The 14,104-nt window shown below is 71.2% G+C and carries 1 protein-coding gene; it reads right to left on the reverse strand.

The annotated features are described in order from the left end of the window. Positions 1-63 precede the first annotated feature (63 nt). Entirely contained in the window at positions 64-14,067 is a 14,004-nt protein-coding gene (locus BJ965_RS12150) for a type I polyketide synthase (RefSeq protein WP_184908671.1), read from the reverse strand. Between the last annotated feature and the right edge of the window lie 37 nt (positions 14,068-14,104).

The raw sequence follows: 14,104 nt of genomic DNA on the forward strand, positions 1-14,104 counted from the left end.
AGTTTGTCCTCGGTCATCGTGAAATCCCACTCTGAAGCAGTTGAGGGCCCGGCTGATTGCTGTTCAGGACACGCCCAGGTCGCGGTCGATGAAGTCGAAGATCTCGTCGTCCGTGGCGGCGTCGAGATCGGTGGTGGCGTCCTTCTCAGCGGTGCTGAGCTGGGCGATGAGGTCACGCAGGTGGTCGGCGATGTCCTCGCGGGCCTGTGGGTCCGTGGCCACGCCGGTGAGCGCTTCCCCGATCCGCGTCAGCTCCCGCCTGATGTCGAGGACGTCGGTGATGCCCTGCTGTCCGTCCTTGGCGAGCTCCGTGTGCAGGAGTTCGGTGATGCGCTGTGAGTTGGGGTGGTCGAAGACGAGGGTGGCGGGCAGGCGCAGGCCGGTGGCCTTCTGCAGCCGGTTGCGCAACTCCATCGCGGTCAGCGAGTCGAACCCGAGATCCTTGAACGGCCTGCCCGGCGTGATCTCCGCCGTCGACCCGTGCGCCAGCACCTGCGCGGCCTCCTGCCGCACCAGCCCCAGCAACAACGCCCGCTGCTCCGCCTCCGTCAGCCCACCAAGCCGCTCCCGCAGACCCGCACCGGCCACTCCGGTGTCCGCCTCGTCCGCGGCCTCCCCGGTCTCCCGCAGCGCCTGGGCGGCTTCGGGGATGTCCTCGATGAGCGGCCGCCGCCGGGCCATCGCATACCCCGGCGTGAACAGTCCCCAGTCCATGTCGGCAACCGTCACCGACACCTCGTCCTGCTCCAGCACCTGCCGCAACGCCCGCACCGCCGGCACCGGATCCAGCAACCGCACACCACGACGCGACAACTGCGCCGCCGTCTCACCCTCCGCCATGGCGGTGGCCTGCCAGCCACCCCACGACACCGACGAACCCGCCAGACCACGCGCCCGACGCTCCCTCACCAACCCGTCAAGGAAGCCACCCGCAGCCGCGTTCGCACCATTACCCCCACTCCCCCACACCGCAGCACCGGAGGAAAACACCACAAACGCATCCAGCTCCAGCCCCGCAGCCAGCTCATCCAGATGACGAGCACCATCCACCCGAGCCGACAACACCTCCCCAAAATGATCCGGGGTGGCCTCGACGACCTGGGCATACCCGGACACACCCGCGGCATGGAAGACCGCGGTCAACGGGTGCTCGGCCGGAACGTCCGCGATCACCTCGGCGAGGGCCGCACGATCGGTCACGTCACACGCGACCACCGACACGTCCACACCCGACTCCCGCAACTGAGCGACCAGCTCGTCCGCACCTTCGGCGTCCGGGCCGCGGCGGCTCACCAGCAGCAGACGGCTCACACCCTCGTCCGCCAGCCAACGCGCGAGATGCCCACCGAGACCGCCCGTGCCGCCGGTGATCAGCACCGTGCCCCCGGGCTTGAACTCCCGCACCGGCACCGCACTCGCACCCAACGGCGCCCGCACCAGACGGCGTGCATACACGCCCGAGGGCCGCACCGCGACCTGGTCCTCACCCTCACCCGCCGCCAGCACCGCAGCCAGCCCGGACGACACCCGCCCATCCCACTCGGCGGGAACGTCCACCAGACCGCCCCACACGCCCGGCAGTTCCAGGCCAGCCACCTGGCCCCACGCCCACAGCGACGACTGCCCCGCGCTCACGGCATCATCCGAACCCACCGCCGCAGCACCCCGCGTCAGCACCCACACCGGCGCCACCAACCCGGCATCCCCATGCGCCTGCACCAACCGCAGCGACGATGCGAGCGCCGTCTCCTGGTCCCAGGCCAGCAGCGACACGACACCAGCGACCTCACCCGCACCAGCGAGCCGTTCCGCCAGAGCCGCACGATCCGCAGACCCGTCCAGCACCCGCACCTCGGCACCCGCCGAAGTGAGCGCCCCCGTGACCTCCTCCACCGGAGCATCCACACCGGGGCTGACCACCAGCCACACCCCACTCAAGCGGGCTTGGAGGGACATGCCGTTGGCGCGCCATTCGGTGCGGTAGCGCCAGGAGTCGATGGTCGTCTGCGCACGACGGCCCTTGCGCCAGGCCGACAGAGCGGGCAGCCAGGTCTCGGCGGCCTCGAGGGAGGCGGAGTCCACGCCGTCGGAGGCGTCGAGCACCTGGGCGAGATCCGCGAGGTCCTCTCGCTCGACGGCGTCCCAGAAGGCGGCATCCACCTCGTCCGTCGACGCGGTGTCGAGTTCGCCGCCGATGGTGACGCCTTCGAGCCAGTAGCGCTGGTGCTGGAAGGCGTAGGTGGGCAGCTCCACCCGGCGTGCCCCGCACCCGGCGAACACCATCGACCAGTCCACCGGAACACCGGCGACATATGCCTCGGCCAGCGACGTCAGCAGCCGCTGGGCACCGCCCTCCTCGCGCCGCAACGAACCCACCGTGACGACCGGCCGGTCCGCCGTCTCACCGGTCTCCGCCACCGCCACCGTCAGCACCGGGTGCGGGCTGGACTCGACGAAGACACCCGCCCCCTTCTCCACCAGCAGGCGCGTGACCGGCTCGAACCGCACCCGCTCCCGCAGATTCGTCACCCAGTACCGGGCATCCAACCCCGCCGTGTCCATCCGCTCACCGGTCACCGTCGAATAGAACGCAACCGACGACGACCGCGGCTCTATGTGCGCCAGCTCCGCGAGGAGTTCGTCGTTCAGCGCGTCCACCTGGGCCGAGTGGGAGGCATAGTCCACCGCGATACGACGGGCCCGAACCCCCGCCTCCTCGCACTCCGCCAACAGCGCGTCCAGCGCCTCGACCTCACCCGAAACCACCACCGAGGACGGCCCGTTCACCGCAGCCACACCCACCCGGCCCCCGAACCGGACCAGACGCTCCTCCACCGCCTCGACCGGCAGGGAAACCGAACCCATCCCACCCCGGCCCGACAACTTCTCCCGCACCAGCCGCGAACGCACCGCAACCACCCGGGCACCGTCCTCCAACGACAGCCCCCCAGCCACACACGCCGCAGCAACCTCACCCTGCGAATGACCCACCACCGCGGCCGGCTCCACCCCGAACGAACGCCACACCGCCGCAAGCGACACCATCACCGCCCACAACACCGGCTGCACCACATCCACCCGCTGCCACAGCGGATCCTCAGCGCCCCGGAACACCACATCCCGCAACGACCAGTCCACGAACGGCGCCAGCGCACGCTCACACGCCACCATCGACTCCGCGAACACCGGCGAGGCATCCCACAACTCACGCCCCATACCGACCCACTGCGAACCCTGACCCGGAAACACGAAGACGATGCGGCCGTTGGCTTCGGCGCTGCCCGTGACGACGTCGGTGCTCGGTTCCTGGGCCGCCACGGCGCGGACCTTCTCGGTCAGGGACGCCATGTCGCTGCCGAGCACCACCGCGCGGTGCTCCAGGCCCGCGCGTGTCGTCGCCAGCGAGAACGCCACGTCGACGGGGTCGAGGGCCGGCGTGCGCTCCGCCAGATCGCGCAGGCGCTCGGCCTGGCCGCGCAGGGCACCGCCGGACCGGGCGGAGAGCACCCAGGGGACGACGGATGTGACCAGTGCCGGAGTCGCCGGGCTCTCGGTGTCGGGGGAGGTCGGTGCCTCCTCTTCCGCCGGTGCCTCTTCGATGATCACGTGGGCGTTGGTGCCGCTGATCCCGAAGGAGGAGACGCCCGCGCGGCGCGGCCGGTCGGTCTCCGGCCACTGCCGTGCCTCGGTCAGCAGCTCCACCTCACCCGCGGTCCAGTCGACCTCGGGCGTCGGCTCGTCCACGTTGAGGGTCTTGGGCATCAGTCCGTGCCGCAGTGCCAGTACGGACTTGATGACGCCCGCGACACCGGCAGCGGCACCCGTGTGGCCGATGTTCGTCTTCACGGATCCGAGCCACAGCGGCCGGTCGTCGGGCCGGTCCTGGCCGTAGGTGGCCAGCAGCGCCTGCGCCTCGATCGGGTCACCCAGCGTCGTGCCCGTGCCGTGCGCCTCGACCATGTCGACGTCCGCCAGTGCCAGCCCGGCGTTGGCGACGGCCGCACGGATCACCCGCTGCTGCGAGGGTCCGTTCGGCGCGCTCAGCCCATTGGACGCACCGTCCTGGTTGATCGCCGAGCCACGGATCACCGCCAGCACCTCGTGACCGTTGCGGCGCGCGTCCGAAAGCCTCTCCAGAACGATCATGCCGACGCCTTCGCCCCAGCCGATGCCGTCGGCCGCCGCCGCGAACGCCTTCGTACGTCCGTCCTGCGACAGTCCGCCGAGCGTGTCGAACTCGGCGAACGCGCCGGGCGTGGCCATGAGACCGACTCCGCCGGTCAGCGCGAGGGTGCACTCGCCGCTGCGCAGGGCCTGCGCGGCGAGGTGCAGGGCGACCAGCGAGGACGAGCACGCCGTGTCCACGCTGACGGCCGGTCCTTCCAGTCCGAGGGAGTAGGAGATCCGTCCGGACATGACGCTTCCGGAAGAGCCGGTCACGGCATAGCCCTGGCTTGCCGGTGAGTTCATGAGCAGGGCGCCGTACTCGACTGCCGTGCCGCCGACGAAGACGCCGGTGTCGCTGCCGCGCAGCGACTGCGGGTCGATACCGGTCCGCTCCACCGCCTCCCAGGAGGACTCCAGCAGCAGTCGCTGCTGTGGGTCCATCGCCATGGCCTCGCGCGGGGAGATCCCGAAGAAGCCTGCGTCGAAGTCGCCCGCCTCGTGAAGGAATCCGGCACGGCGGAGGCTGCCGAGGTTCCAGCGGTCCCAGCCTCGGTAGGAGGGGAAGTCGGACATTCCCTCCCTGTTCTCCACCACCAGCTCCCACAGGTCCTCCGGGGAGGACACCCCGCCCGAGTAACGGCAGGCCATACCGACGATCGCGAGCGGCTCGTCGGTCGAGGCCCTGACCACCTCACCGGCCGGTACGGCATCGGCGTCGGTGCCGACGAGTTCGCCGCGCAGGTGGGCGGCGAGCTGTCGCGGGTTGGGATAGTCGAAGACGAGGGTGGCGGGCAGGCGCAGGCCGGTGGCCTTCTGCAGCCGGTTGCGCAACTCCATCGCGGTCAGCGAGTCGAAGCCCAGATCCTTGAACGGCCTGTCCGGGGTGATCTCGGCAGTGGAGGAGTGCGCCAGGATGCCGGCGGCCTCTTCACGCACCAGGTCCAGCAAGAGGTCGAGTTGCTCGGCCTGGCCCATGGCCGCGAGCTCCGCCCGGAAGGCCGTGCCGCCCGTGTCCTCGCCGGTGGTGTCGTCGGACTCCTCCGCGAGCGCCCGTGCGGCCTCGGGAATGTCCTCGATCAACGGCCTGCGGCGCGCCATGGCATACCCGGGAGTGAACCTCCCCCAGTCCATGTCCGTCACCGTCAACGCCGTCTCGTCCTGCTCCAACGCCTGACGCAGCGCCTCCACCGCCAACGCCGGATCCATCGCCCGCACACCACGACGCTCAAGCTGCTCAGCGGTACCGTCCGTCGCCATACCCGTGGCCTTCCAGCCACCCCACGACACCGACGTCGCCACCACACCACGCGCCCGGCGCTCCCACGCCAGACCATCCAGAAACGCGTTCGCCGCCGCGTACGCACCATTGCCCGCACTGCCCCACACCGCGGCACCCGAAGAGAACAGCACGAACGCGTCCAACTCCAGCCCGGCGGTCAACTCGTCGAGATGACGGGCGCCGAGGGTCTTCGAGGCCATCTGCGCGTGCATGTCGCCGGGGGCCAACTCGTGCACAGTGCCGTAGCTGGCGACGCCGGCGGTGTGGAAGACCGCGGTCAGCGGATGCTCCGCCGGAACGTCCGCGATCACCTGGGCGAGGGCCGCACGATCGGTCACGTCACACGCGACCACCGTGGCCTCGCAGCCCAGCGCACGCAGTTCCTCGACGAGGTCGGAGACCCCCTCGGCATCGGGTCCGCGGCGGCTCACCAGCAGCAGACGCGCAGCACCCTCACCCGCCAGCCAACGCGCCAGATGCCCACCGACGCCGCCCGTGCCGCCGGTGATCAGCACCGTGCCCCGGGGCTTGAACTCCCGCACCGGCACCGCACTCGCACCCAACGGCGCACGTACCAGGCGGCGTGCATACACGCCCGAGGGCCGCACCGCGACCTGGTCCTCACCCTCACCCGCCGCCAGCACCGCAGCCAGCGACGACGACACCTTCTCGTCCCACACGGCCGGAACATCGACCAAGCCGCCCCACACGCCCGGCAGTTCCAGACCCGCGACCTGACCCCACGCCCACAGCGACGACTGCCCCGCGCTCACGGCATCATCCGAACCCACCGCCGCAGCACCCCGGGACAGCACCCACACCGGCGCCACCAACCCGGCATCCCCATGCGCCTGCACCAACCGCAGCGACGATGCGAGCGCCGTGTCCTCGCCCCAGGCCAGCAGCGACACGACACCGGCGACCTCACCCGCCTCGACGAGCCGTTCCGCCAGAGCCGCACGATCCGTGCCCGCTTCGATATCCAGGGTGCGCACCTCGGCACCCGCCGAAGTGAGCGCCCCCGTGACCTCCTCCACCGGAGCATCCACACCGGGGCTGACCACCAGCCACACACCACTCAAGGAGGCCGCCGACGGCACCGTCACCGAACGCCACAGAGTCCGGTACCGCCACGAGTCCAGCACCGCTTGGTCCTGCCGCCCCTTGCGCCAGGCCGACAGCGCCGGGACGACGCTTTCCCACGCCTGCTGGTCGACCCCGTCGACGAGCGAGGCCACGCTGTCGACGTCCGCACGCTCGACCGCACCCCAGAACGCGGCATCCACCGGATCGGTCGTTCCACCACCGCTCTGGCCCGGCAGCATGGCGTCGGCCAGCCAGTAGTGCTGGTGCTGGAAGGCGTAGGTGGGCAGGTCCACGGACTGGGCGCCGGTGCCGTCGAAGGCCCTGGCCCAGTCGACAGGCGCCCCTGCGACATACGCCTCTGCCAGCGACGTCAGCAGCCGCTGGACGCCGCCCTCCTCACGCCGCAGCGAACCCACCGTGACGACCGGCCGGTCCGCCGTCTCACCGGTCTCCGCCACCGCCACCGTCAGCACCGGATGCGGGCTGGACTCGACGAAGACCTGGTGTTCCTGCTCGGCCAGCAGGCGCGTGACCGGCTCGAACCGCACCCGCTCCCGCAGATTCGTCACCCAGTACCGGGCATCCAACCCCGCCGTGTCGAACCGCTCACCGGTCACCGTCGAATAGAACGCCACCGACGACGACCGCGGCTCTATGTGCGCCAGCTCCGCGAGGAGTTCGTCGTTCAGCGCGTCCACCTGAGCCGAGTGGGAGGCATAGTCCACCGCGATACGACGGGCCCGAACCCCCGCCTCCTCGCACTCCGCCAACAGCGCGTCCAGCGCCTCGACCTCACCCGAAACCACCACCGAGGACGGCCCGTTCACCGCAGCCACACCCACCCGGCCCCCGAACCGGACCAGACGCTCCTCCACCGCCTCGACCGGCAGGGAAACCGAACCCATCCCACCCCGGCCCGACAACTTCTCCCGCACCAGCCGCGAACGCACCGCAACCACCCGGGCACCGTCCTCCAACGACAGCCCCCCAGCCACACACGCAGCCGCAACCTCACCCTGCGAGTGACCCACCACCGCGGCCGGCTCCACCCCGAACGAACGCCACACCGCCGCAAGCGACACCATCACCGCCCACAACACCGGCTGCACCACATCCACCCGCGCCCACAGCGGATCCTCAGCGCCCCGGAACACCACATCCCGCAACGACCAGTCCACGAACGGCGCCAGCGCACGCTCACACGCCACCATCGACTCCGCGAACACCGGCGAGGCATCCCACAACTCACGCCCCATACCGACCCACTGCGAACCCTGACCCGGAAACACGAACACCACACCGGAGTCGACGGCCCGCCCGGTCACCACACCGGAGACATGCCCGCCCCCGGCCAGCGCCCGCACCCCGGCCAGCAACTCCTCCCGGCCCGCGCCCAGCACCACCGCACGCTGCTCGAACGCCGACCGCGTCCCCACCAGCGACACCCCCACATCCAGCGGGCCCGCTTCCGGCCGCTGCGTCAGGTGCTCCGCCAGCCGTGCCGCCTGTGCCCGCAGCGCGATCTCTGAGCGACCCGAAACGACCCACGGCGCCACCGGCAACGACACCGGGGCCACAGGCTCGTCCCGCTCCTCCTCCTCGGCCGCGGCCGGCGAGGCCTCTTCCAGGATCACGTGCGCGTTCGTCCCGCTGATCCCGAACGACGACACACCCACCCGGCGGGGCCGGTCCGTCTCCGGCCACGGGCGGGGATCGGTCAGCAGCTCCACCGCACCCGCCGACCAGTCCACCTCGGGTGTCGGCTCGTCGACATGCAGGGTCTTCGGCATCAGTCCGTGCCGCAGTGCCAGTACGGACTTGATCACGCCCGCGACACCGGCAGCGGCACCCGTGTGGCCGAAGTTGGACTTCACCGAGCCGAGCCACAGGGGCCGCTCGGCGGGGCGGTCCTGGCCGTAGGTGGCCAGCAGCGCCTGCGCCTCGATCGGGTCACCGAGCCTGGTGCCGGTGCCGTGCGCCTCGACCATGTCCACGTCGGCCGGCTTCAGACCCGCGTTGGCCAGCGCCGTACGGATGACCCGCTGCTGCGAGGGTCCGTTCGGGGCGCTCAGTCCGTTCGACGCACCGTCCTGGTTGATCGCCGAACCACGGATCACCGCCAGCACCTCGTGACCGTTGCGGCGCGCGTCCGAAAGACGCTCCACGACGACCATGCCGATGCCCTCGCCCCAGCCGGTGCCGTCCGCACCGGCGGCGAAGGCCTTGCAACGGCCGTCACCGGCCATGCCGCCCAAGGTGTCGAACTCCGTGAAGGCGCCCGGCGTGGCCATGATGGTCACGCCGCCCGCCAGCGCCAGATCGCATTCGCCGTTGTGGAGGGACTGGGCGGCGAGGTGCAGGGCGACCAGCGAGGACGAGCACGCCGTGTCCACGGTCACCGCGGGCCCTTCGAGGCCCAGTACGTAGGAGACACGACCCGACATCACGCTGCCGAGCGCGCCGGTCATGCCGTAGCCGCCGCCCGCCTCGGAGGATCCCATCAGCACAGCGGGGTAGTCCTGCGGGCCACCGCCGACGAAGACACCGGTGGCCGAGTTGCGCAGCGACTGCGGGTCGATGCCGGACTTCTCCACGGCCTCCCAGGAAACCTCCAGCAGCAGCCGCTGCTGCGGGTCCATCGAGGTGGCCTCGCGCGGGGAGATGCCGAAGAAGGAGGCGTCGAAGTCACCGGCTCCCTGGAGGAATCCGGCCTGGTCGACCGCGGGTGTGCCCCACTGTTCCCAGCCTCGGTCCGTGGGGAAGGCGGACAGTTCGTCCCGGCCTTCGGCCAGCAGCCGCCACAGGCTTTCGGCATCGAGTACGCCACCGGGGTAGCGGCAGGCCATGCCGACGATCGCGAGGGGTTCGTCGTTCGCGGGCCGGCTCGTGGGCGTCACCGTGCCGGAGCCCGGCTCGCTGTCGACGAGTTCGGCGCGCAGCATGGCGGCCAGTCGTTCCGGGTCGGGGTGGTCGAAGACGAGGGTGGCGGGCAGGCGCAGGCCGGTGGCCTTCTGCAGCCGGTTGCGCAACTCCATCGCGGTCAGCGAGTCGAACCCGAGATCCTTGAACGGCCTGCCCGGCGTGATCTCCGCCGTCGACCCGTGCGCCAGCACCTGCGCGGCCTCCTGCCGCACCAGCCCCAGCAACAACGCCCGCTGCTCCGCCTCCGTCAGCCCACCAAGCCGCTCCCGCAGACCCGCACCGGCCACTCCGGTGTCCGCCTCGTCCGCGGCCTCCCCGGTCTCCCGCAGCGCCTGGGCGGCTTCGGGGATGTCCTCGATGAGCGGCCGCCGCCGGGCCATCGCATACCCCGGCGTGAACAGTCCCCAGTCCATGTCGGCAACCGTCACCGACACCTCGTCCTGCTCCAGCACCTGCCGCAACGCCCGCACCGCCGGCGCCGGATCCAGCAACCGCACACCACGACGCGACAACTGCGCCGCCGTCTCCCCCTCCGCCATGGCGGTGGCCTGCCAGCCACCCCACGACACCGACGAACCCGACAGACCACGCGCCCGACGCTCCCTCACCAACCCGTCAAGGAAGCCACCCGCAGCCGCGTTCGCACCATTACCCCCACTCCCCCACACCGCAGCACCGGAGGAAAACACCACAAACGCATCCAGCTCCAGCCCCGCAGCCAGCTCATCCAGATGACGAGCACCATCCACCCGAGCCGACAACACCTCCCCAAAATGATCCGGGGTGGCCTCGACGACCTGGGCATACCCGGACACACCCGCGGCATGGAAGACCGCGGTCAACGGGTGCTCGGCCGGAACGTCCGCGATCACCTCGGCGAGGGCCGCACGATCGGTCACGTCACACGCGACCACCGTGGCCTCGCAGCCCAGCGCACGCAGTTCCTCGACGAGGTCGGAGACCCCCTCGGCATCGGGTCCGCGGCGGCTCACCAGCAGCAGACGCGCAGCACCCTCACCCGCCAGCCAACGCGCCAGATGCCCACCGAGACCGCCCGTGCCGCCGGTGATCAGCACCGTGCCCCGGGGCTTGAACTCCCGCACCGGCACCGCACTCGCACCCAACGGCGCACGTACCAGTCGGCGTGCGTACACGCCCGAGGACCGCACCGCGACCTGGTCCTCACCCTCACCCGCCGCCAGCACCGCCGTCAGCGACGACGACACCTTCTCGTCCCACACGGCCGGAACATCGACCAAGCCGCCCCACACACCGGGCAGTTCCAGGCCAGCGACCTGGCCCCACGCCCACAGCGCCGACTGCGCCGCGCTCACGGCATCATCCGAACCCACCGCCGCAGCACCCCGGGACAGCACCCACACCGGCGCCACCAACCCGGCATCCCCATGCGCCTGCACCAACCGCAGCGACGATGCGAGCGCCGTCTCCTCGCCCCAGGCCAGCAGCGACACGACACCGCCGACCTCACCCGCACCGGCGAGCCGTTCCGCCAGAGCCGCACGATCCGCAGACCCGTCCAGCACCCGCACCTCGGCACCCGCCGAAGTGAGCGCCCCCGTGACCTCCTCCACCGGAGCATCCACACCGGGGCTGACCACCAGCCACACACCACTCAAGGAGGCCGCCGACGGCACCGTCACCGAACGCCACACCGTGCGATACCGCCACGAATCAATGGTCGTCTGCGTCCGACGGCCCGTGCGCCAGGCCGACAGCGCCGGAACCACCGTCTCCCACGCCTGCGTGTCCACCCCGTCGACGAGCGAGGCCACGCTGTCGACGTCCGCACGCTCGACCGCACCCCAGAACGCGGCATCCACCGGATCGGTCGTTCCACCACCGCCCTGCCCCGGCAGTACCACGTCATCGAGCCAGTAGCGCTGGTGCTGGAAGGCGTAGGTGGGCAGGTCCACCCGGCGTGCCCCGCACCCGGCGAACACCACCGACCAGTCCACCGGAACACCGGCGACATACGCCTCGGCCAGCGACGTCAACAACCGCTGGACGCCGCCCTCCTCACGCCGCAGCGAACCCACAGCCGTCAGCGGCCGGTCCGCCGTCTCACCGGTCTCCGCCACCGCCACCGTCAGCACCGGGTGCGGGCTGGACTCGACGAAGACACCCGCCCCCTTCTCCACCAGCAGGCGCGTGACCGGCTCGAACCGCACCCGCTCCCGCAGATTCGTCACCCAGTACCGGGCATCCAGCCCCGCCGTGTCGAACCGCTCACCGGTCACCGTCGAATAGAACGCAACCGACGACGACCGCGGCTCTATGTGCGCCAGCTCCGCGAGGAGTTCGTCGTTCAGCGCGTCCACCTGGGCCGAGTGGGAGGCATAGTCCACCGCGATACGACGGGCCCGAACCCCCGCCTCCTCGCACTCCGCCAACAGCGCATCCAGCGCCTCGACCTCACCCGAAACCACCACCGAGGACGGCCCGTTCACCGCAGCCACACCCACCCGGCCCCCGAACCGGACCAGACGCTCCTCCACCGCCTCGACCGGCAGGGAAACCGAGCCCATCCCACCCCGGCCCGACAACTTCTCCCGCACCAGCCGCGAACGCACCGCAACCACCCGGGCACCGTCCTCCAACGACAGCCCCCCAGCCACACACGCAGCCGCAACCTCACCCTGCGAGTGACCCACCACCGCGGCCGGCTCCACCCCGAACGAACGCCACACCGCCGCAAGCGACACCATCACCGCCCACAACACCGGCTGCACCACATCCACCCGCGCCCACAGCGGATCCTCAGCGCCCCGGAACACCACATCCCGCAACGACCAGTCCACGAACGGCGCCAGCGCACGCTCACACGCCACCATCGACTCCGCGAACACCGGCGAGGCATCCCACAACTCACGCCCCATACCGACCCACTGCGAACCCTGACCCGGAAACACGAACACCACACCGTTGCCCACCTCGCCGGCGGCACGGCCGCTGACAGCGCCGGTGTCGTCCGTGCCGTCCGCGAGGGAGCGGAGCCCGGCGAGCAGGTCGTCCTGGCCCGTGCCGAGCACGACCGCCCGCTGCTCGAACGCCGACCGCGTCCCGACCAGCGAGAAACCCACATCCTGCGGGCTCAGGCCGGGCTGTCCCGCGAGGTGGTCCAGCAGCCGCGCCGCCTGCGCCCGCAACGCCGCCTCGTTCCGGCCGGACAGCACCCACGGCGTCACCTGCGGCGCGGCGGTCGCCTCGCCGTCCGTCCCTTCCGCCGGGCCGGCCTCGGGAGCCTGCTCCAGGATCACGTGCGCGTTCGTCCCGCTGATCCCGAACGACGACACACCCACGCGGCGCGGCTGCCCCGTCTCCGGCCACTCCCGTGCCTCGGTCAGCAGCTCCACCGCACCCGCCGACCAGTCCACCTCGGGTGTCGGCTCGTCCACGTGCAGCGTCTTCGGCATGATGCCGTGCCGCAGTGCGAGGGCGGCCTTGATGACACCGGAGATGCCGGCGGCGGCCTGCGTGTGGCCGATGTTGGACTTCAGGGTGCCGAGCCACAGGGGCCGGTCGTCGGGCCGGTCCTGGCCGTAGGTGGCCAGCAGTGCCTCGGCCTCGATGGGGTCGCCGAGTGTCGTGCCGGTGCCGTGCGCCTCCACCATGTCCACGTCCGCCGGCGTCAGGCCCGCGTTGGCCAGCGCCGCGCGGATCACCCGCTGCTGTGACGGGCCGTTCGGCGCGCTCAGCCCGTTCGACGCACCGTCCTGGTTCGCCGCCGAGCCACGGATCACCGCCAGGACGGGGTTGCCGTCCCGGAGCGCGTCGGAGAGGCGCTGGATGGCGATGACGCCCGCGCCCTCGCCCCAGCCGGTGCCGTCCGCCGAGGCCGCGAACGCCTTGCAACGGCCGTCGCCGGCCGAGCCGCCGGTCGCGGAGAACTCGGCGAAGATGGAGGGGGTGACCAGGACCAGGACCCCGCCGGCGAGGGCGAGGTCGCATTCGCCGGTGCGCAGCGACTTGATGGCGAGGTGCAGGGCGACCAGCGAGGACGAGCACGCCGTGTCCACGGTCACCGCGGGGCCCTCCAGCCCCAGCACGTAGGACACGCGGCCGGAGAGCACGCTGCCGGGGGCGCCGGTGAGCGCGTAACCGCCGGCGCCTTCAGCCGAGTTCATCACCAGAGCGCCGTACTCCTGCGGGGCGCCGCCGATGAACACCCCGGTCCGGCTGCCCTTGAGGGAGCGGGGGTCGATACCGGCCCGTTCCAGCGCCTCCCAGGAGGTTTCCAGCAGGAGTCGCTGCTGGGGGTCCATCGCCATGGCCTCACGCGGTGAGATGCGGAAGAAGGCGGGGTCGAAGTTCCCGGCGTCGTAGAGGAAGGCGCCCGTACGGGCGGTGGGCACGTCCCAGTTCTCCCAGCCGCGGTCGGTGGGGAAGCCGGACATGGCGTCCCGGCCCTCGGAGACCAGCCGCCACAGGCCCTCGGCGTCGTTCACCCCACCGGGATAGCGGCAGCCGATGCCGACGATCGCGACGGGCTCCGAGGAGGCGGCGGTGAGCTGCTGGTTCTGCTTCCGCAGCCGCTCGTTCTCCAGCAGCGAGGCCCGCAGCGCGTCGACGACCTCCGACATGGAACTGCTCATGCTCAACTCCCACTCACGTGTTTCGTCAATGCGCTAG

This window comes from Streptomyces luteogriseus, from assembly GCF_014205055.1.
GTDB classification, from domain to species: domain Bacteria; phylum Actinomycetota; class Actinomycetes; order Streptomycetales; family Streptomycetaceae; genus Streptomyces; species Streptomyces luteogriseus.